The sequence below is a fragment of the Pseudomonas sp. L13 genome (assembly GCF_009935965.1).
Taxonomy (GTDB): domain Bacteria; phylum Pseudomonadota; class Gammaproteobacteria; order Pseudomonadales; family Pseudomonadaceae; genus Aquipseudomonas; species Aquipseudomonas lactis.
In genome coordinates, this window is sequence record NZ_QODJ01000071.1 from 1 (window position 1) to 19,106 (window position 19,106).

The window sequence follows — 19,106 nt, forward strand, 5'->3', positions numbered from 1 at the left end:
TCTACAGCGTTACACGCTGCTGTCAACACCTCTTTTTCAACTTCCTTTTGGCTTCGATGAACTGAAGCAACTTGCTGCCAAGAACTGCGTAACTCATTGTTTACCAAGGAGTTTTCCGTTTCGACTGCGCCGGAAGTGGGGCGAATTATAGGCTTCCAGAATCTGCCGTCAACCTTCTTTTTCACATTTCTGTCATATAAGTCAAAAAAGCCCCAATAACGCAAAGGCCGGCCCCAAGGGGCCGGCCTTCTACCTACCGAGCCTTACAGGCTAGGGAAGGCGAATTGCGACGCTTCATGGCTGGCCCGTTGCGGCCAACGCTGGGTGATTGCCTTGCGACGGGTATAGAAACGCACCCCGTCCGGCCCATAGGCATGCAAGTCGCCAAACAGCGAACGTTTCCAGCCGCCAAAGCTGTGATACGCAACCGGCACTGGCAGCGGCACGTTAACCCCCACCATGCCGACTTCAATCTCATCACAGAACAGGCGTGCCGCTTCACCGTCACGGGTGAAGATGCAAGTACCGTTGCCGTATTCATGATCATTGATCAGCTGCATCGCCGCTTCCAGGCTATCCACCCGCACTACGCACAGCACTGGCCCAAAGATCTCTTCTTTATAGATACGCATCTCAGGGGTCACGCGGTCAAACAGGCTACCGCCTAGGAAAAAGCCTTGCTCATGCCCGGCAACACTCAAGCCACGGCCATCAACGACCAGCTCCGCACCCGCCGACACACCATCTTCTATATAACCACTGACTTTATCCCGCGCCTGCCCTGTCACCAGCGGGCCCATATCCAGGCCGCAAGAAGTGCCCGCACCAATCTTCAACGCCTTGACCTGCGGCACCAGCTTGGCGATCAACGCATCCGCTACCTGGTCGCCCACGCACACAGCCACCGAGATCGCCATGCAACGCTCACCGCAGGAACCATAAGCTGCGCCCATCAGGGCACTCACGGCGTTATCCAGATCTGCATCCGGCATCAGCACCGCGTGGTTCTTCGCCCCGCCCAGCGCTTGCACACGCTTGCCACGTTTGGTCGCTTCGGAATAAATGTACTCGGCAATCGGCGTCGAGCCTACAAAGCTCAAGGCCTTGACTTCCGGCGCTTCGATCAGTGCATCCACCGCGCCCTTGTCGCCATGCACCACACTGAGCACGCCTTTAGGCAGCCCGGCTTCCTGCAACAGCTGCGCGATCAACAACGTCGAGCTCGGGTCGCGCTCTGAAGGTTTGAGGATGAAACAGTTACCGCAGACAATCGCCAGCGGGTACATCCACAGCGGCACCATCGCCGGGAAGTTGAACGGAGTAATACCCGCCACCACGCCCAACGGCTGGAAGTCCGACCATGCGTCAATGTTCGGCCCTACGTTGCGGCTGTATTCACCCTTGAGAATCTCCGGCGCCGAGCACGCGTACTCGACGTTCTCGATCCCACGCTTGAGCTCACCTGCTGCGTCTTCCAGGGTCTTGCCATGTTCTTCGCTGATCAACTGCGAGATCCGTGATTCGTTCTGTTCCAGCAGTTGCTTGAAACGGAACATCACCTGGGCACGCTTGGCCGGCGGCGTATTGCGCCAAGCCGGAAACGCCGCCTTGGCTGCGTCAATCGCCTGTTGAATGGTTTCACGGCTGGCCAACGGCACCTGGTGAATCACCTGGCCAGTGGACGGGTTATAGACGTCGGCACTACGACCGCTGTCGTTGACCAGTTCACCGTTGATCAAATGCTGGATAAGGCTCATGCAGGGCTCCTGAAAAATTGTTCTATATAGAAGGAGAAATCAGTCGATCTTGTTCAGCACTTCGCCGACCGCGTCAAACAGACGGTCCAGGTCCTGCGGCTTGCTGTTGAAGGTTGGCCCGAACTGCAGGGTGTCGCCGCCAAAACGCACATAGAAACCGGCTTTCCACAACGCCATGCCGGCCTCGAATGGGCGCACGATGGCATCCCCATCGCGCGGGGCAATCTGGATCGCACCGGCCAGGCCGTAGTTGCGAATGTCGATCACATTCTTGCTGCCCTTCAAACCGTGCAGCGCATTCTCAAAGTGCGGCGCGACTTCAGCCACGCTCTGCACCAGGTTTTCTTTCTGCAACAGGTCCAATGCCGCCAGGCCCGCCGCGCAAGCCACCGGGTGCGCCGAGTAGGTGTAGCCGTGGGGGAATTCCACGGCGTATTCCGGCGTCGCCTGGTTCATGAAGGTCTGGTAGATCTCGCTGCTGGCAATCACCGCGCCCATCGGGATAGCGCCGTTGGTGACTTGCTTGGCGATGCACATCAGGTCCGGGGTCACGCCGAAGCTGTCGGCACCGAACATCGAGCCGGTGCGGCCAAAGCCTGTGATCACTTCGTCGAACACCAACAGGATATTGTGCTGGTCGCAAATTTCGCGCAGACGCTTGAGATAACCCTGCGGTGGCACCAATACACCAGCGGAACCGGCCATCGGCTCGACAAACACGGCTGCGATGTTCGACGCGTCATGCAGCTCGATCAGCTTGAGCAACTCATCGGCCAAGGCAATACCGCCCTGCTCCGGCATGCCCCGAGAGAAGGCATTGCTGGCCAGCAAGGTGTGAGGCAGATGGTCGACATCCATCATCGCCTGGCCAAACAGCTTACGGTTACCGTTCACACCGCCCAGGCTGGTACCGGCGATGTTCACGCCGTGGTAACCCCGGGCGCGCCCAATCATCTTGGTCTTGGTGGCCTGGCCTTTCAGGCGCCAGTAGGCCCGCACCATTTTCACCGCTGTATCGGCGCATTCAGAGCCCGAGTCGGTAAAGAACACATGATTGAGGTTGCCTGGGGTCAGGTCAGTGATCTTTTCCGCCAACTGGAAGGACAACGGATGACCGTACTGAAAGCCTGGGGAGTAGTCCAAGGTGCCCAATTGCTTGGCGACCGCTTCCTGGATTTCCTTGCGCGTATGCCCGGCGCCACAGGTCCACAGGCCCGACAACGAATCATAGACCTTGCGCCCCTTGTCATCGGTCAACCAGCTACCTTCGGCGGCCACGATCAGGCGCGGATCGCGCTGGAAGTTACGGTTGGCGGTGTAAGGCATCCAGTGCGCATCCAGCTTCAATTGGCTGGCCAGGGACGATGGGGCGTTTTCGGGCATGTTCATCAGCAAAACCTCGCAGGGCAAAAGGCAGCGTCGGGATTGAAAAAGCGTTGTTGCAGCTAAATTGCCACGGGGATAAAGTCGGTGAAATCCAACTCTTCTAACCTTCAGTCAGGGCCTCACTAAACTATGAGCAGCCGTCGTCCCGACCCTTTGGCGCAAGTCAGTGACTTCGATATTCGCCTGCTGCGCATTTTTCGCAGCGTGGTGGAGTGCGGCGGCTTCTCGGCAGCGGAAACCGTCCTTGGCATCGGGCGCTCGGCCATCAGCCAGCAGATGAGCGACCTCGAACAACGGCTCGGGCTGAGGCTCTGCCAACGCGGCCGCGCCGGGTTCTCTCTGACAGAAGAAGGCCGCGAGGTCTATCAATCTGCCCTGCAACTGCTGAGTGCCCTGGAAAGTTTTCGCACCGAGGTCAACGGCCTGCACCAACATTTGCGTGGCGAACTGATCATTGGCCTTACCGACAACCTGGTGACCCTGCCCCATATGCGCATCACCCACGCATTGGCGCAGTTGAAGGAACGCGGCCCGGACGTGCAGATCCAGATCCGCATGATCGCCCCCAATGAAGTGGAGCAAGGCGTACTCGACGGTCGCCTGCACGTCGGTGTGGTGCCCCAGGCCAGCGCACTGTCGGGCCTGGAATACCAGCCGCTGTACAGCGAACGCTCCTTGCTCTATTGCGCGGTCGGCCACCCGCTGTTTTACGCCGATAACAAGCAACTCGACGACGAACGCATCGACAGCCAGGACGCCATCGCCCCCACCTTCCGCTTGCCCGCGGAGATCCAGGCCCATTACCAGGCGCTCAACTGCACTGCCAGCGCCTCAGACCGTGAAGGCATGGCATTCCTGATTCTCACCGGGCGCTATATCGGCTACTTGCCCGATCACTACGCCAGCCTGTGGGTACAACAAGGCCGACTGCGTGCGCTGAAACCGGCTACACGTTTTTACGATTTGAGCCTGGCATCGGTCACGCGCAAGGGCCGTCGCCCTCATTTGGTGCTGGAAAGTTTCCTCGAAAGCCTGGCCGCCACCCGCTAAATCGGGCGCTACACAAAAAGCTGAGCACATGGACAGCTTTTTGCAAGGGCTCAAGGACCTTGAACCGTCCGCCTTGAGTTAACCCGCCATGCCCCCAGAATCCTCCAGCCCCAGCGACCTGATCTACGGCCTCAATGACCGCCCAAAACCACTGCCTGCTCTACTCGCGGCCTTGCAACATGTACTGGCGGCGTTCGTCGGCATCATCACGCCGCCGCTGATCATTGGCTCCACCCTCGGCCTCACCGCTCACTTGCCCTACCTGATCAGCATGGCGTTGATGGTTTCCGGCGTAGGCACCTTCATCCAGGCACGCAGGCCGTTTGGCATCGGTGCCGGCATGATCTGCCTGCAAGGCACCAGCTTTGCGTTTCTCGGCGCGGTGTTGTCGGCAGGCTTTCTGGTGAAGCAACGCGGTGGCAGCCCGGAAGACATTCTGGCGATGATTTTCGGCGTGTGCTTCTTCGGTGCGGCGGTGCAGATTGTATTGAGCCGCTTTATCGGCCAACTGCGCCGCGTGATCACACCACTGGTGACCGGCATTGTGATTACGCTGATCGGCATCAGCCTGATCAAAGTGGGCATCACCGACCTCGGCGGCGGTTTCAATGCACCGGACTTCGGCGCCCCCGCCAACCTGGCGCTGGGCCTGTTCGTGGTTTTGACGATCATCCTGCTCAACCGCTCGAATACGCCCTGGGTACGTTTGTCGGCCATCATCATCGGCCTGGCCCTGGGCAGCCTGGCGGCGTGGCTCAGTGGCAAACTTGTTCCCCAGGCTTTGCCTGACCTGCCACTGGTCAGCCTGCCTACGCCCTTCCGCTTTGGTTTCAACTTCGACTGGAGCGCCTTCCTGCCGATTGCGCTGATTTATCTGATCAGCAGCATCGAAACCGTCGGCGACCTCACCGCCAATTGCATGATTGCCCGCCAACCCATCAGCGGCCCTTCCTATATAAGCCGGCTCAAGGGCGGCGTGCTCGGCGATGGGGTGAGCTGCATGATCGCCGCCACCTTCAGCGCCTTCCCCAACACCACGTTTGCCCAGAACAATGGCGTGATCCAACTCACCGGCGTGGCCAGCCGTTACGTCGGTTTATACATCGGCGTGTTGCTGTTCTGTCTGGGCCTGTTTCCGCTGATTGGCGCCGTGCTACAGCAAATCCCCAAGCCGGTATTGGGCGGTGCCACCCTGGTGATGTTCGGCAGCGTGGCCGCAGCTGGCGTGCGCATCCTCGCCCAGGCGCCGCTGGACCGACGCAGCATGCTGATCATCGCCACTTCGTTCGGCGTTGGCCTGGGTATCGCCGCGCAACCCAACCTGCTGCACCTGATGCCGACTCTGGTGCAGAACCTGTTCGACTCCGCCATCACCAGCGGCGGCATCACCGCCATTGTGTTGTGCCTGTTACTGCCGGAGGCCAAGGCAAGTACCGCCGCCGCAAACCACAACCCGGAACGCGACAGCCTGGAATCGCTTTGACGGTTTTATTGCATCAGGACTTGTCTGAGGCTTGAGGGTGGGTTATCTGTGCACACGTCGTCTCTCTCGATCAGCACGGAAACCTCCATGAGCCTCGAAGTTCCTGCCCACAGCAACCACGCCGGTAAACCCGCCAGCCGCATTCGGCAAAAGAACGAACAAGCGATTCTCCAGGCTGCTGAAGATGAATTCGCGCGCCATGGCTACAAAGGCACCAGCATGAACACCATCGCTGCCAGTGCCGGGTTGCCCAAGGCCAACTTGCACTACTACTTCACCAACAAGCTGGGCCTGTACGTCGCAGTGCTGAGCAATATCCTCGAACTGTGGGACAGCACCTTCAACGCGCTGACCGCCGAGGACGACCCGGCCGTGGCGCTCGCTCGCTACATCCGCACCAAGATGGAATTCTCGCGCCGCCAGCCCCAAGCCTCGCGAATCTTCGCCATGGAGATCATCAGCGGCGGCGAATGCCTCACTGAATATTTCGGCCAGGACTATCGGGCCTGGTTCAGTGGCCGTGCCGCGGTATTCCAGGCGTGGATCGACGCCGGCAAAATGGACCCCGTCGACCCCGTGCACCTGATCTTCCTGCTGTGGGGCAGCACCCAGCACTACGCTGACTTCGCCACCCAGATCTGCCGTGTTACCGGTCGCACCAAGCTGACCAAGCAGGACATGGAAGATGCTGGCACCAACCTGATCCATATCATTCTCAAAGGCTGCGGCATCAAGCCAGCCCTATAAACGAAGCGATTTATGTCTTTTACGCTCACCGGCTTTTGCGAGTTTCGTGAAGAAATACGCAAAAGTCGCTTTATCACCTTGGCGGCGCCGATTACCAGCCCGCAGGACGCCCAGGCGTTTTTCGAGCAGCACAGCGACCTCAACGCCACGCACAACTGCTGGGCCTGGAAGCTGGGCGATCAATACCGCAGCAGCGATGACGGCGAACCCGGAGGCACCGCCGGGCGCCCGATTCTTGCGGCCATCGAGGCCCAGGGCTTTGATCAGGTGGCCGTCTTGGTAATCCGCTGGTACGGCGGCATTCAACTGGGCACGGGTGGATTGGCCCGGGCCTATGGCGGTGGGGCCAATAAATGCCTTCAGAATGCCGAACGCATCGAGCTGATCAGCCGCGTCCCCCTGCGTTGCGCCTGCGGGTTCTCCGAACTGAACCTGGTGAAGCTGCGTGTCGCTGAACTCGGCGGGCTTGTGGTGGAAGAAACCTTCACCGCCAACGGCGTAGAGTTGCAGCTCGCCCTGGGGGAGGCGCACATCGACACCCTGCAAACCCAGCTCGCCGACCTCAGCCGTGGGCGCATCCTGCTCGAACGCTGAAACTGCTACTGTTATGCGCTGAACTCCCTGAACCGCGATTTCAAAGGAAGCCTTTCATGTCTACGCCAAAAACCGCACTGATCATCGGCGCCTCGCGCGGGCTGGGCCTTGGCCTGGTCAAGCAACTGCTCCAGGACGGCTGGGACGTGACCGCCACCGTGCGCGATCCGAACAAGGCCGATGCCCTGAAGGCCGTGGGGCCGGTGCAGATCGAGAAGTTAGACATGGACGATCAGCAAGCCGTGATCGCCCTGGCCCAACGCCTGAAAGACCGCACCTTTGACCTGCTATTCGTCAACGCCGGCGTCAAGGGCCCGGCCAACCAGGAGCCCGGCCATGCGACCCTGGCGCAAGTCGGTCAGTTGTTCTTCACCAACGCGGTGGCGCCGATCAACCTGGCGCAGCGTTTTGTCGGGCAGATCCGCAAAGACACCGGCGTGCTGGCCTTCATGAGTTCGGTACTGGGCAGCGTGACCATTCCCGACGGCTCGGACCTGGCGCTGTACAAAGCCAGCAAGGCCGCCCTCAATTCGATGACCAATAGCTTTATCACGCAACTGGGCGAGCACAAACCCACGGTGCTGTCGCTGCATCCGGGCTGGGTGAAAACCGACATGGGCGGTGAAAACGCGCACATCGACGTCGAGACCAGCGTGCGCGGCCTGGTGGACCAGGTAAATGCCTACACCGGCAAAGGCGGCCATCACTTCATCGACTACAAAGGCGACACCATCACCTGGTAACCCCCCCAACTGAAGGAGCGAGCTTGCTCGCGAAAAACGCCCAGGCACCGCGTCAAACCAGACTGCCCGCATCATCATTGACGATTTTCGCGAGCAAGCTCGCTCCTACAGAGTTAGACTGCCCTCCTCGCCCTCCCCGGCGACCCTGGATCAGCAGACAGGGCAACACTGAGCTGGCAAACCTGAACCCATCATTCAGAGGAGCCGGCCAATGCCTGCGACCCGTACCTGGTTAAAAAACCCCCTCGCGATTTTCACTGCCAATGGCCTCGATGCACGTGGCGGCCTGGTGCTGCAAGACGGTGTCATCACCGAAGTACTGGCCCAAGGGCAAGCGCCTGCGCAGCCTTGCGCCCAGGTGTTCGATGCCCGCGAGCATGTGGTGCTGCCTGGGCTGATCAACACCCACCACCACTTCTATCAAACCCTCACCCGCGCCTGGGGCCCGGTGGTCAACCAACCGCTGTTTCCCTGGCTGAAAACCCTGTACCCGGTATGGGCACGGCTCACCCCGGAAAAACTCGCCCTGGCCAGCAAAGTCGCCTTGGCTGAACTGCTGCTCTCGGGCTGCACCACGGCAGCCGATCACCATTACCTGTTCCCCGATGGCCTGGAAAACGCCATTGATGTGCAGGTCGAGACCGTGCGCGAACTGGGCATGCGCGCCATGCTCACCCGCGGTTCCATGAGCCTGGGCGAAGCCGATGGCGGCCTGCCGCCGCAGCAAACGGTGCAGCAAGGCCAGGTGATCCTCGACGACAGCCAGCGCCTGATCCGCGAATATCACCAGCGCGGTGACGGCGCGCAGATCCAGATCGCCCTGGCGCCGTGCTCGCCGTTTTCCGTCACCCCCCAAATCATGCAAGCCAGTGCCGAACTGGCCAACCAGTTGGATGTGCGCCTGCACACTCACCTGGCGGAAACCCTCGATGAGGAAGATTTCTGCCTGCAACGCTTCGGGCTGCGTACCGTGGATTACCTCGACAGCGTCGGCTGGCTCGGCCCGCGCACGTGGCTGGCCCACGGCATTCACTTCAACCCGGATGAAATTGCGCGCCTGGGCGCCGCCGGCACCGGCATCTGCCATTGCCCAAGCTCGAATATGCGCCTGGCCTCCGGCATCTGCCCCACCCTGGACCTGCTTGCCGCCGGCGCCCCGATCGGCTTGGGCGTGGACGGCTCGGCTTCCAACGACGCCTCGAACATGATCCTTGAAGCGCGCCAGGCCCTGTACATCCAGCGCCTGCGTTATGGCGCGGAAAAGATCACCCCCGAAGGCGTATTGGGCTGGGCCACCAAGGGCTCGGCGCAGTTACTGGGGCGCACGGACATTGGCGAGTTGGCCGTCGGCAAACAGGCGGACCTGGCACTGTTCAAGCTCGATGAACTGCGCTTCTCCGGCAGCCATGATCCGATTTCAGCACTGCTGTTGTGCGGTGCGGACCGGGCAGACCGGGTGATGATCGCGGGTCAATGGCGCGTGATCGATGGACAAGTCGAAGGGCTAGATCTTAAAGGCTTGATCGCCGATCACAGCCAGGCAGCGCGCCAGTTGATCGCGGGCACCTAAGCCAGGCGCCAATCAAAAATGTGGGAGCGGGCTTCTGTGGCGAGGGAGCTTGCTCCCGCTGGGGTGCGTAGCGCCCCCAAAAACCGGCTCCCACATTGGATCTGCGGCGCCTTTCAAATCGGGTTACAGCCCCAACAGCGACAGCATGATAAAGGTCGCAAACAACACAAAATGCGTCATCCCTTCTATCGCATTGGTTTCACCATCGTTGAGGTTGATCGCACTGACGATCAGCGTGATAAACACCATCACCGTTTGCACCGGCGTCATCGCCATCTGGAACGGCTGCCCGGTATAGAGCGCCATGGCTTCCATCACCGGCACCGTCAGGATCACCGTAGACAACGAAGCCCCCAGCGCGATGTTGACCACCGACTGCATGCGGTTGGCCAACGCGGCGCGCAGTGCCGTGAGGATTTCCGGCGCCGCCGAGATAGCCGCCACCACAATCGCGGTAATCACCGGCGGTGCGCCTGTGCCTTCCAGGCCCAGGTCGAGGGTCTTGGACATCACCTCGGCCAGCGCGCCAATCACGATCACCCCAAACACCAGGGTCGCAATGGAAAACGTCAGGCTGACAGACGGCGCGTGCTCGTCTTCCGGCTGTTTCTTACGGCGTTTTTCCGGGTAGCTGTAGCTGAAGAAATAACTGTGCGGCCCCACCTGCATGCGCAGGAACAAGGTGTAAAGCACCACCATCGCGCCAATGGTGAAGGCCGAGTAAATTTTCCAGTCAGCTTCGGGGATAAATTCCGGCACCACCATCGACACACCCATGGCGGTAAGGATCATCACACTGTAGGTGCGCGCCGAGTCATCGTTGTAGGACTGCTCACCATGCTTGATGCCGCCCATCAGCGCAGCCAGGCCGAGGATGCCGTTGATATCCAGCATCACCGCCGAGTAGATGGTGTCGCGCACCAGGGTGGGCGATGGCTCGTTGCTCATCATGATCGCCAGGATCACCACTTCCACCAATACCGCGGCGAGGGTCAGGATCATGGTGCCGTAGGGGTCGCCGACTTTTTCCGCCAACTGCTCGGCATGATGAGCCACGCGCATCGATGCCATCACGATAAACGCGATCAGCGCGAAGCCGGCCAGCAGCGCAACCAGTTGGCTGCTGTGGAGCATCCAGTGTTCCAGCGGGTAAGCGGCAATGGCGGCAATCAGCGCCAGCAGCATGAATTTTTCTTGCTTGAGGGATGTGAGCATTCCGGGCCTTTTCGTACAACAAATCAGTCTTTGATGGGGTACAGACTGCGCCGAGCCGCTAACGTTTCGTTACACCTTAGTTCAGGCCGCCCTTGCGTGAGTGACAGAAATACTCTCCTGCTGGTCAGGTTTTGCCGATTATTTCAGCCATGGCCTGTAGAATGCCGCCATTGCACCTGATGAGATTTTAAAAATGTACGATTGGCTCAACGCCCTGCCCAAGGCTGAATTGCACCTGCACCTGGAAGGCTCGCTGGAGCCTGAGCTGCTGTTCGCCCTGGCCGAGCGCAACAAGATTGCGCTGCCATGGAACGACGTCGAAACCCTGCGCAAGGCCTACGCCTTCAACAACCTGCAAGAGTTTCTCGACCTGTATTACAAGGGCGCCGATGTGCTGCGCACGTCCCAGGACTTCTACGACCTGACCTGGGCCTACCTGCTGCGCTGCAAGGCCCAGAACGTGATCCACACCGAACCCTTCTTCGACCCGCAAACCCACACCGACCGTGGCGTGCCGTTCGAAGTGGTGCTCAACGGCATCGCCGCTGCACTCAAAGACGGCGAGCAGCAACTGGGCATCACCAGCGGTTTGATCCTCAGCTTCCTGCGCCACTTGAGCGAAGACGAAGCGCAGAAAACTCTCGACCAGGCGCTGCCGTTCCGTGACGCGTTCGTGGCCGTGGGCCTGGACAGCTCCGAAATGGGCCACCCACCGAGCAAGTTCCAGCGCGTGTTCGACCGTGCCCGTCACGAAGGCTTTTTGACCGTGGCCCACGCCGGTGAAGAAGGCCCGCCCGAGTACATCTGGGAAGCCATCGACCTGCTGAAAATCCAACGCATCGACCATGGCGTGCGCGCCATCGAAGACGAGCGCTTGATGCAGCGCATCATCGACGAGCAGATCCCGTTGACCGTGTGCCCGCTGTCCAACACCAAGCTCTGCGTGTTCGACGACATGGCCCAGCACAACATCCTCGACATGCTCGAACGTGGCGTGAAGGTCACGGTGAACTCGGATGACCCGGCGTACTTCGGCGGTTACGTCACCGAGAACTTCCATGCGCTGCACACCAGCCTGGGCATGACCCAGGACCAGGCTAAACGCCTGGCACAGAACAGCCTGGATGCGCGGCTCGTGAAGCCATAACTGAATAGACTTGGACTCAACCTGTGGGAGCTGGCTTGCCTGCGATAGCGGTGCATCAGCCAGCCTCTTACTGCCTGACCTACCGCTATCGCGGGCAAGCCCGGCTCCCACATGGCCCCATCAGCTTCAAGCCTGGGTGAGCTCTTCCAGGGTCTTGCCCTTGGTCTCCATCCCGAACAGCCACACCACCAGCGCCGCCACCGCAAAGCACAGCGCGCCCAAGGCAAATACCCCGCCCTGCCCGGTTATCGGGTACACCAGCCCGGTCACCAACGGCCCGAGCAACGAGCCAACCCGCCCAATCGCCGACGCAAACCCCGAGCCGGTCGCACGTGCCGAGGTGGGATACAACTCCGGCGTGTAGGTGTAAAGCACCGCCCACATGCCAAACAGGAAGAACTGCATCAACAACCCCGAGGTGATCAGCAGGCCCACGTTGCCGCCAAACACTGCGCTCTGCCCATACAGAAACGCCATCACCCCGCCGCCCAATAAGGTCACCACGCACACGGGCTTGCGTCCCCAGCGCTCGACCAACCACGCGGCCATCAAAAAGCCTGGGATCCCGCCCAGGGAAATGATCACCGTGTAATACACCGACTGGGTCACGGCAAAACCCGATTGCTGCAACAACGCACTCAACCACGACGTCAACCCGTAGAACCCAAGCAGGGCGAAGAACCACACACTCCAGATCATCATCGTGCGTTGACGGTACTGCGCCGACCACAACTGCTGGAACGCGGAGAAAAACGTCCCCGGTGCACTCTCGATCCGTGGCAGGGCAATCGGCTCGGGCAGGTCGGCACGGCCCAGGGAATCGCGCACCTTCTGCTCGATACCCAGCAACACCTTGTCCGCCGCCTCATGGCGCCCAGCCTGTTCCAGCCAGCGCGGTGACTCCGGGATAAAGAAACGGATAGCCAACACAAACACCGCCGGTATCGCCAGCACCAGGAAGATGTCGCGCCAGCCAATCACCGGCAACAAGAAGTAAGACAACACGCCCGCAGCCACAAAACCCAATGGCCAGAAACCATCCATCAAGGCGATGTAACGCCCGCGTCTTTTAGCGGGGATCAGCTCCGACAACATCGACTGGGCAATGGGAAACTCCATGCCCATGCCGATGCCCAGCAAAATCCGGAACAACGTCAGCGTCTCCACCGTCTGCGCCGTGGAACACAGGTAGCTCGCCAGGCCCCAGAGTACGATGCTCCACTGGAACACCGGTTTACGCCCAAAGCGATCAGCAAGCATCCCGGACAGCGAAGCGCCCACCACCATGCCGAAAAAACTCGAACTGGCCAGTAACCCGGCCTGGGCCGTGCTCAGGCCAAACTCGGTTTTGATCGAGCCCAACAGGAAGGTCATCATCGCCAGGTCCATGGAGTCGAAAAAAAACGCCAGGGCGATGATGATGAAAATGATTCGGTGGTAACCGCTGATGGGCAACCGTTCCAGGCGTTCCGCCGCGCTATAACCCTGCCTACCCATGCCGCACCCCTCGTATGAAAAATCCCCCTTGCGAGTGTGCGGTATCGTTTGCGCCGGCTATTGCTGGATGCGACCTGACAACACCTGAGAACGACGCCAACTCCTGTAGGAGCGAGCTCGCTCGCGAAGATCGTCAACGATAACGCGGGGCATCTGCATAAAACGCGGCGCACTCACGTTTTTCGCGAGCAAGCTCGCTCCTACAGTTTGGCGATGCGGGCTATGTGCTCAAGCCCCACATCCGTAACAGACAAGGCCCGAGATTCGTTGATCACGCTGATCCAGGTCGCCTGCAAAAACAGCTGCATCAAGCCCGCCCCCAACGCACCGCCCAGGTGGGGTTGCTGCTGGCTCCAGTCGAAGCAGTCGCAGGCCAGCGGCGTTGCCAGTGCCTGGGTAAAAATGCCCAGTTCCGCCAACGCCTGCACGCCCTTGGGCGTCACCTCGGTACGCGGCTCATGGCGTTCGAGCCATCCGGCCTCAAGCATCCGTTGATACAGCTGCGCCGCCAGCTCGCCGCCGAGGTGGCCGTGGCACCAGCGGGCGCGACGCAGCAGCGGCGGTGCCCGCAGTGCCAGCGGCAAAACACCCGGGGTGCTACGGGCCGCGCTGGCCATGGTGGTGCTGGCCAACGCATCGATGGCGGCACTGACATCGCCGGCCGCGACCCGAAACAGGCGCTGGCCTCGCCGCGCCTCGATTCGCAACAGGCCGCTGCCGGTCAGCCGCGCCAAATGAGCATTGGCTGACGCTGGCGACAACTCGGCCAGAGCCGCCAGTTCTTCTGAAGACTTCGCCGAACCGTCCATCAAGGCCCAGAGCATGGCCGTGCGTTTAGGCTCGGCGAGCAAGCTGGCGATCTGACTGATGCAAGGTGCTGCTCCCATGTATTCACTCCCTGTTAAACCATTTTTTCTGCTGCGGTTGACGCCCAAGTATAGGTGCGCAGGCAATAGGTTCCGCGGCGTCTGACAGTGCAGATCAGGACAGGATATGAGTGAAACTTCCGAGCGTGGCGCAGGCTATTGCCGAGAACCCATTCACCCCGGTCGCTGCGCGGTCAATGTCGCACAACGGGACACGAGCATGTCCCGCAGCAGATTGATGGGTTTACTGAGTTGCGCACGGTGGGCGCACAGCAGGTTGAGCGGGGTGCGCTCGCCCTGCAGTTCCGGCAGGATCAAACGCAAGCGCCCGGCCAGCACATCGGTGCTCACATCCAGCCACGACTTGTAGGCAATGCCCATGCCCGCTACCGCCCAGCGGCGCACCACATCAGCGTCATCGCTGAAGCGATCGCCACTGACCGTCAGGCTTACATGGCGCTTGCCATCGTAAAAACCCCAATGGTCGTGCACACGGCTGCCGAGCATGTACAGCAGGCAATTGTGCTGGGCCAGTTGTTCCAGATGGCGCGGCTCGCCATGCCGGGCGAGGTAACTGGGCGCGGCGCAGAGTACGCGAATATTGTCCGGGGCGATGGGCAGCGCAATCAGGCTGGAGTCTTCGGGTTCGCCGTAGCGCAGGGCAATGTCCACGGGCTGACGGAACAGGTCGGCGATGCGATCACCGAGCAACAGGCGCACGTTCAGTTGCGGATGCTCCTGCTGGAACGCATCCAGCCATGGCAACAGTTGGTTGCGACCAAAATCCGAGGGTGCCGACAATTGCAGCACACCACTGACGTGATCCTGGCCACTGGCCAATAGGCGCCGCCCTTCATCCAGCGCGCTCAGTGACGCCCGCGCATACTCCAGGAAGCCCTCGCCTTCGGCCGTCAGGCGCAGGCTGCGGGTTGAGCGCGCCAGCAAACGCGTGCCCAGTTGCTGTTCGATACGCTTGAGCGCGGCGCTGGCCACCGCCGGCGACAAGTCCATGACCCGCGCCGCGGCCGACAGGCTACCCAAGTCTGCGGCCCGCACAAATAACTGCAAATCATCAAAACGCAGCATGCTTTTCCGCTCATTATCAATATTTGGTTGAAACAGCCTGCTGTTTTAGCCGCTTTTATCGGCGTGGGAAATAGCCAATCATCTGCCCACCCCGTTAGCCCGTGCCAGGAGTCGACTATGTCCACCGCTTTTAATGTCATCGCCACGCTGGTCGCCAAACCCGGCCAGCACGCCACCCTGGAAACGTTGCTGCGCGGCCTGCTGGAACCGACTCGCCTGGAAGCCGGTTGCGAGCAGTACGACCTGCACCAGGACCTGCAACACCCCGAGACCTTCTACATGCTCGAGCGCTGGAGCGACGACGCGGCGCTGGCCGACCACGACCAGAGCACGCATATCCAGAGCTTTCGTGCCAAGGCCGCCGATGTGATCGAACACTTCGAACTCAAGCGCCTGAAATTTCTCGCCTGATCTCCCTCTTCTGTAGGAGCGAGCTTGCTCGCGAAAAACCCAAGGACGACGCACTAAACCAGAAACACCGCGTCATCGTTAACAACCTTCGCGAACAAGCACGCGCCTACCTTGACCGTATTCACTTGGAGTCATCATGAAAGCCATCGCCTACTACGCCTCACTGCCGATCAACGATCCCACATCCCTGCAAGACATCGAACTACCAGCCCCGGTGGCCGGCCCCCGTGACCTGTTGGTAGAAGTCAAAGCCATCTCGGTCAACCCGGTGGACACCAAGGTGCGCCACAACGTCGCCCCGGAAAATGGCGCCGCCAAAGTGCTGGGCTGGGACGTCGCTGGTGTGGTCAAGGCGGTCGGCAGTGACGTGACGTTGTTCAAGGCCGGCGACAAGGTGTACTACGCCGGCTCCCTGGTACGCCCAGGCGGCAACAGCGAACTGCACACCGTGGATGAACGCATCGTCGGCCATATGCCCAGGAGCCTGGGGTTTGCCGAAGCGGCCGCACTGCCGTTGACCGCCATCACCGCGTGGGAGCTGTTGTTCGAACGTTTGCAGGTGGCGCAAGGTAAAGACGATCAAGGCCAGAGCCTGCTGATCGTCGGCGCTGCCGGTGGTGTGGGCTCGATCCTGACTCAACTGGCCAACCAGCTCACGGCGCTGAAGGTCATCGGCACCGCCTCACGCCCCGAAACCCAGGCATGGGCCAAGGCCCTGGGCGCACACCTGGTGATCGACCACAGCCAACCGCTGAGCGAAGCGTTGAAACAGGCCGGTCACGGGCAAGTCACCCACGTTGCCAGCCTGACCCAGACCGAGCATCACCTGGACCAACTGGTCGAAGCGCTGCAACCCCAAGGCAAGCTGGCGTTGATCGACGACCCCAAGGCCCTGGATGTAAGCAAGCTCAAGCGCAAGAGCCTGTCGCTGCACTGGGAGTTCATGTACACCCGTTCGATGTTCGAGACGCCCGACATGATCGAGCAGCACAACCTGCTTAACCGCGTGGCCGAACTGATCGACGCCGGCACCCTGAAAACCACGGTAGGCGAGCACTTCGGTGTGATCAATGCGCAGAACCTGCGCCGTGCCCACGCCCTGCTGGAAAGCGGCAAGGCCAAGGGCAAGATCGTGCTGGAAGGGTTCTGAAAAAACGGCTGTCAGTGTCGTCCGTTATCTACGTAGGTAATGGACGACACCATTAGTCCGAGAGTTGATCCTTGTCATATTTACGCGCCCGTTCAGGTTTATATTGGCCGCCTTTGCCACGATTCTTTTACGTGAGGAAGTCAGCAATGAAAATCCTGATAAAAGCGTTAGCAAAATCCCCTGGCAGCCAATGGCAAGTTCGTCTCGACGGCGAGGCCATCACCTTCCGCAGTGAGGCCGAGGCCCGCGCCTTCGCCGACACGCTACAAGCCCGGATCCAGGCGCCCCATCGCTTCCCTCTCAACCAGCAACGTTCCGCTGGCTGACCCGAACGTCAGACCTGCGCCTGTACGGCCCTCGCCCGTTGCAGGCGCTGGGTCGCCATGGCAATGGTCACCGCCAGCACACCGCAGAGGCTGATGACCATGGCCATCGGCATCGCCGTGCCGTCGTGCAACACGCCGACCAACGACGCCGCGCCTGCCGCCACGCCGAACTGAATGCAACCGAGCAACGCCGAGGCGCTGCCGGCCCGAGCCCCCTGCCCGCTCATGGCACAGGCCGAAGTGTTCGGCAAAATGCAGCCCAGGCTGGCGATACAGATAAACAGCGGCACCAACAACGGCCATAGCGCCTCGGTGCGCAACGCGGCAATTCCCAACAGCGTCAACGCCGCCGCCACGTACACCCACACGGTGCGCGACAGCAAAAACGCCGGGCCGCGCTTGGCCAGCAAGCGTGCGTTCAGTTGCGCCACCAAGATAAAGCCCGCGGCGTTGGAGCCGAACAACCAGCCGTAATGCTCGGCCGGCACGCCATAGAGCTTGATAAATACGAAGGGGGAGCCGGCGATGTAGGCAAACATCCCGGCTATCGAGATGCCGCCGGTCAAGGCATAGCCCAGGTACACCCGGTCTGACAGTAGCGAGCCGTAGCGGCGCAACGAGCCCGACAACGGCTGGCGCGGCTGATCGGCCGGGAAGGTTTCCGGCAACCCGACCGCCACCGCGATGGCCGCCATCACGCTGAACAACGACAACGCCAGGAAAATCGACTGCCAGCCCCACACGCCGACCATCAGGCCACCGGCCAATGGCGCCAGGATCGGGGCCAGGCCGGTCACCAGCATCAGTTGCGAATACACCTTGGCCGACCCCACGGCATCGCATTTGTCACTGACCACCGCCCGGGAAATCACCATGCCCGCACACCCGCCAAGGGCCTGCACGAAGCGCGCGCCAATCAGCCATTCCAGGGACGGCGCATACGCACAAGCGAAAGACGCGAGGGTAAACAGGGTGACGCCGCTGAGCAGCGGCACACGCCGGCCAAAGCGGTCGGCCAGCGGCCCGTAGATCAATTGACCAATGGCCAGGCCGGCGAAATACACGGCCAGGGTCAGCTGGATATGTTTTTCGTCAGTGGCGAAGGCTGTGGCCATTGCCGGAAAGCCCGGCAGGTAAAAATCGATCGCCAACGGCGCGAAGGCGCTCAAGGCGCCCAGAATCAGGATTATGCGAAGGTTCATCAGACACCCAAGTGAGTCGGCAGCTCAACAGTCTAGCCGCGCTTGGGTGCCATGAACATTACGTTAGGTGGCTAACGATCAGAAAAATCACGCCAGCTTGGCGCTGTAGCCTTCCTCGGTGATCAGATCGATCACGTCATCTGCAGATAAGCGGCTTTCCACACCCACTTCTTTCGCCGCCAAATCCACCTTCACACTCGCCGCCGGATCCTTGCTCTGTACCGCCTGGGTCACTGCTTTAACGCAATGGCCGCAGGTCATTCCTTCAACGTTGAATATTTGCATGACATGACTCCTTTGATGAGGTTGAGCCCAGTGTCGAGCTTGCCATGATGGCAAGGTCAAGTTCTCAGTATTTCTGCCGGGCTGGTATTCGCAGGCGACGTCGGCCAAGCTTCAACCTTTCTAGCTGTGAACCACGGAGCATTCGCCATGCGCTGGTCGTTTTTTGCCCTTGCCGGCCTGATGAGCTTGCCTGCCGCTGCGCCCCAGGCCCTCGCTGCTGAAGATTATGCAGTGCTGATTATTTCCCGCGAACGCCTGGAAGTGCCGACCAACTGTGAGGTCGGCCTGTATATCCAGGACCAGCTCGCCGGGCGTCTGTTCCAGGAACAGGCCACTTCATTCAATCTGCCCCCCGGCGATACGTCGCTGCGCCTGAAACTGTTGCCGGGCCAATCCCCAGGCTGTCTGCCGGGCCTACTCGCGCCTGCCGCGCAGAACATCACCTTGAAAGCAGGTGATGTACGCAAATTGCGCATTGCCCAAGGCCCAAACGGCATGTACCTCAAAGCCGCGGCATTGGAATACTGAAGGGGCTTGACCTTCCCCACAGGTTAAGGTTGATCCTAGTGGCAACTTCTCTTGGAGGACTGC

At 60.6% G+C, this 19,106-nt stretch carries 20 protein-coding genes; 11 read left to right on the forward strand and 9 right to left on the reverse strand.

What is annotated here, in order from left to right:
* From DK871_RS28790 to DK871_RS24965, 3 genes are all read right to left on the reverse strand, one after another.
* A partial coding sequence (locus tag DK871_RS28790; protein ID WP_218581532.1) for a hypothetical protein occupies positions 1-185 on the reverse strand: 185 nt, incomplete at its 3' end.
* Positions 186-263: 78 nt separating this feature from the next.
* On the reverse strand, positions 264-1,757 hold the full coding sequence (locus DK871_RS24960) for a CoA-acylating methylmalonate-semialdehyde dehydrogenase (protein ID WP_161907015.1): 1,494 nt from the start codon (positions 1,755-1,757) through the stop codon (positions 264-266).
* 39 nt (positions 1,758-1,796) lie between these two features.
* On the reverse strand, positions 1,797-3,146 hold the full coding sequence (locus DK871_RS24965; protein ID WP_003188272.1) for an aspartate aminotransferase family protein: 1,350 nt from the start codon (positions 3,144-3,146) through the stop codon (positions 1,797-1,799).
* Positions 3,147-3,272: 126 nt separating this feature from the next.
* On the opposite strand from DK871_RS24965, the gene DK871_RS24970 reads away from it, so the two are divergent.
* The 6 genes from DK871_RS24970 to DK871_RS24995 all read left to right on the forward strand — a co-directional run bounded on the left by DK871_RS24970 (position 3,273) and on the right by DK871_RS24995 (position 9,330).
* Positions 3,273-4,193 carry a LysR family transcriptional regulator gene (locus DK871_RS24970; protein WP_003188270.1) on the forward strand — a complete coding sequence of 307 codons (921 nt, stop codon included), beginning with the start codon at positions 3,273-3,275 and terminating at the stop codon, positions 4,191-4,193.
* Positions 4,194-4,281: 88 nt separating this feature from the next.
* Complete coding sequence (locus DK871_RS24975) at positions 4,282-5,676, forward strand: uracil-xanthine permease family protein (RefSeq protein ID WP_161907016.1); 1,395 nt, start codon at positions 4,282-4,284, stop codon at positions 5,674-5,676.
* Between the two features lie 87 nt (positions 5,677-5,763).
* Positions 5,764-6,423 carry a TetR/AcrR family transcriptional regulator gene (locus DK871_RS24980; protein ID WP_014716776.1) on the forward strand — a complete coding sequence of 220 codons (660 nt, stop codon included), beginning with the start codon at positions 5,764-5,766 and terminating at the stop codon, positions 6,421-6,423.
* A gap of 12 nt (positions 6,424-6,435) precedes the next feature.
* Entirely contained in the window at positions 6,436-7,017 is a 582-nt protein-coding gene (locus DK871_RS24985; RefSeq protein ID WP_014716775.1) for a YigZ family protein, read from the forward strand.
* Between the two features lie 56 nt (positions 7,018-7,073).
* Entirely contained in the window at positions 7,074-7,760 is a 687-nt protein-coding gene (locus DK871_RS24990) for an SDR family oxidoreductase (RefSeq protein ID WP_161907017.1), read from the forward strand.
* 211 nt (positions 7,761-7,971) lie between these two features.
* Positions 7,972-9,330, forward strand: a complete 1,359-nt coding sequence (locus tag DK871_RS24995; protein ID WP_161907018.1) for an 8-oxoguanine deaminase — start codon at positions 7,972-7,974, stop codon at positions 9,328-9,330.
* Between the two features lie 123 nt (positions 9,331-9,453).
* Here DK871_RS24995 and DK871_RS25000 read toward each other — a convergent pair whose 3' ends face one another.
* Positions 9,454-10,545, reverse strand: a complete 1,092-nt coding sequence (locus DK871_RS25000; RefSeq protein WP_161907019.1) for a calcium:proton antiporter — start codon at positions 10,543-10,545, stop codon at positions 9,454-9,456.
* A 193-nt stretch (positions 10,546-10,738) separates the two neighbouring features.
* On the opposite strand from DK871_RS25000, the gene DK871_RS25005 reads away from it, so the two are divergent.
* A complete protein-coding gene (locus DK871_RS25005; RefSeq protein WP_014716772.1) occupies positions 10,739-11,692 on the forward strand; it encodes an adenosine deaminase in 954 nt (317 codons plus the stop codon).
* 126 nt (positions 11,693-11,818) lie between these two features.
* Here the strand turns inward: DK871_RS25005 and DK871_RS25010 are convergent, their stop codons facing one another.
* From DK871_RS25010 to DK871_RS25020, 3 genes are all read right to left on the reverse strand, one after another.
* The gene (locus DK871_RS25010) at positions 11,819-13,189 is read right to left on the reverse strand and encodes an MFS transporter (protein WP_161907020.1); all 1,371 of its coding nucleotides are present in this window, start codon (positions 13,187-13,189) and stop codon (positions 11,819-11,821) included.
* Positions 13,190-13,389: 200 nt separating this feature from the next.
* Complete coding sequence (locus DK871_RS25015; RefSeq protein WP_161907021.1) at positions 13,390-14,076, reverse strand: helix-turn-helix transcriptional regulator; 687 nt, start codon at positions 14,074-14,076, stop codon at positions 13,390-13,392.
* A gap of 153 nt (positions 14,077-14,229) precedes the next feature.
* Positions 14,230-15,141: a LysR family transcriptional regulator gene (locus tag DK871_RS25020; RefSeq protein WP_003188255.1), complete on the reverse strand. Its 912-nt coding sequence runs from the start codon at positions 15,139-15,141 to the stop codon at positions 14,230-14,232.
* A 117-nt stretch (positions 15,142-15,258) separates the two neighbouring features.
* Here DK871_RS25020 and DK871_RS25025 point away from each other — a divergent pair, with 117 nt between their 5' ends.
* The 3 genes from DK871_RS25025 to DK871_RS25035 all read left to right on the forward strand — a co-directional run bounded on the left by DK871_RS25025 (position 15,259) and on the right by DK871_RS25035 (position 17,028).
* Positions 15,259-15,552: a putative quinol monooxygenase gene (locus DK871_RS25025; protein ID WP_161907022.1), complete on the forward strand. Its 294-nt coding sequence runs from the start codon at positions 15,259-15,261 to the stop codon at positions 15,550-15,552.
* Between the two features lie 136 nt (positions 15,553-15,688).
* The gene (locus DK871_RS25030; RefSeq protein ID WP_161907023.1) at positions 15,689-16,702 is read left to right on the forward strand and encodes a zinc-binding alcohol dehydrogenase family protein; all 1,014 of its coding nucleotides are present in this window, start codon (positions 15,689-15,691) and stop codon (positions 16,700-16,702) included.
* Positions 16,703-16,848: 146 nt separating this feature from the next.
* The gene (locus DK871_RS25035; RefSeq protein ID WP_014716767.1) at positions 16,849-17,028 is read left to right on the forward strand and encodes a hypothetical protein; all 180 of its coding nucleotides are present in this window, start codon (positions 16,849-16,851) and stop codon (positions 17,026-17,028) included.
* 8 nt (positions 17,029-17,036) lie between these two features.
* Here the strand turns inward: DK871_RS25035 and DK871_RS25040 are convergent, their stop codons facing one another.
* Both DK871_RS25040 and DK871_RS25045 read right to left on the reverse strand, forming a co-directional pair.
* Complete coding sequence (locus DK871_RS25040; protein WP_003188248.1) at positions 17,037-18,230, reverse strand: multidrug effflux MFS transporter; 1,194 nt, start codon at positions 18,228-18,230, stop codon at positions 17,037-17,039.
* Positions 18,231-18,317: 87 nt separating this feature from the next.
* Entirely contained in the window at positions 18,318-18,515 is a 198-nt protein-coding gene (locus tag DK871_RS25045) for a heavy-metal-associated domain-containing protein (RefSeq protein ID WP_161907024.1), read from the reverse strand.
* Between the two features lie 147 nt (positions 18,516-18,662).
* Between DK871_RS25045 and DK871_RS25050 the strand changes: the two genes are divergently transcribed.
* Positions 18,663-19,043 (forward strand): hypothetical protein, encoded by a 381-nt coding sequence (locus tag DK871_RS25050; RefSeq protein ID WP_161907025.1) that lies wholly within the window; start codon positions 18,663-18,665, stop codon positions 19,041-19,043.
* Positions 19,044-19,106: the final 63 nt, after the last annotated feature.

Bases quoted from the DNA above. Each gene is read 5' to 3' on its own strand.
- DK871_RS24960 (WP_161907015.1), bottom strand. From the start codon at position 1,757: ATGAGCCTTATCCAGCATTTGATCAACGGTGAACTGGTCAACGACAGC.
- DK871_RS24965 (WP_003188272.1), bottom strand. From the start codon at position 3,146: ATGAACATGCCCGAAAACGCCCCATCGTCCCTGGCCAGCCAATTGAAG.
- DK871_RS24970 (WP_003188270.1), top strand. From the start codon at position 3,273: ATGAGCAGCCGTCGTCCCGACCCTTTGGCGCAAGTCAGTGACTTCGAT.
- DK871_RS24975 (WP_161907016.1), top strand. From the start codon at position 4,282: ATGCCCCCAGAATCCTCCAGCCCCAGCGACCTGATCTACGGCCTCAAT.
- DK871_RS24980 (WP_014716776.1), top strand. From the start codon at position 5,764: ATGAGCCTCGAAGTTCCTGCCCACAGCAACCACGCCGGTAAACCCGCC.
- DK871_RS24985 (WP_014716775.1), top strand. From the start codon at position 6,436: ATGTCTTTTACGCTCACCGGCTTTTGCGAGTTTCGTGAAGAAATACGC.
- DK871_RS24990 (WP_161907017.1), top strand. From the start codon at position 7,074: ATGTCTACGCCAAAAACCGCACTGATCATCGGCGCCTCGCGCGGGCTG.
- DK871_RS24995 (WP_161907018.1), top strand. From the start codon at position 7,972: ATGCCTGCGACCCGTACCTGGTTAAAAAACCCCCTCGCGATTTTCACT.
- DK871_RS25000 (WP_161907019.1), bottom strand. From the start codon at position 10,545: ATGCTCACATCCCTCAAGCAAGAAAAATTCATGCTGCTGGCGCTGATT.
- DK871_RS25005 (WP_014716772.1), top strand. From the start codon at position 10,739: ATGTACGATTGGCTCAACGCCCTGCCCAAGGCTGAATTGCACCTGCAC.
- DK871_RS25010 (WP_161907020.1), bottom strand. From the start codon at position 13,189: ATGGGTAGGCAGGGTTATAGCGCGGCGGAACGCCTGGAACGGTTGCCC.
- DK871_RS25015 (WP_161907021.1), bottom strand. From the start codon at position 14,076: ATGGGAGCAGCACCTTGCATCAGTCAGATCGCCAGCTTGCTCGCCGAG.
- DK871_RS25020 (WP_003188255.1), bottom strand. From the start codon at position 15,141: ATGCTGCGTTTTGATGATTTGCAGTTATTTGTGCGGGCCGCAGACTTG.
- DK871_RS25025 (WP_161907022.1), top strand. From the start codon at position 15,259: ATGTCCACCGCTTTTAATGTCATCGCCACGCTGGTCGCCAAACCCGGC.
- DK871_RS25030 (WP_161907023.1), top strand. From the start codon at position 15,689: ATGAAAGCCATCGCCTACTACGCCTCACTGCCGATCAACGATCCCACA.
- DK871_RS25035 (WP_014716767.1), top strand. From the start codon at position 16,849: ATGAAAATCCTGATAAAAGCGTTAGCAAAATCCCCTGGCAGCCAATGG.
- DK871_RS25040 (WP_003188248.1), bottom strand. From the start codon at position 18,230: ATGAACCTTCGCATAATCCTGATTCTGGGCGCCTTGAGCGCCTTCGCG.
- DK871_RS25045 (WP_161907024.1), bottom strand. From the start codon at position 18,515: ATGCAAATATTCAACGTTGAAGGAATGACCTGCGGCCATTGCGTTAAA.
- DK871_RS25050 (WP_161907025.1), top strand. From the start codon at position 18,663: ATGCGCTGGTCGTTTTTTGCCCTTGCCGGCCTGATGAGCTTGCCTGCC.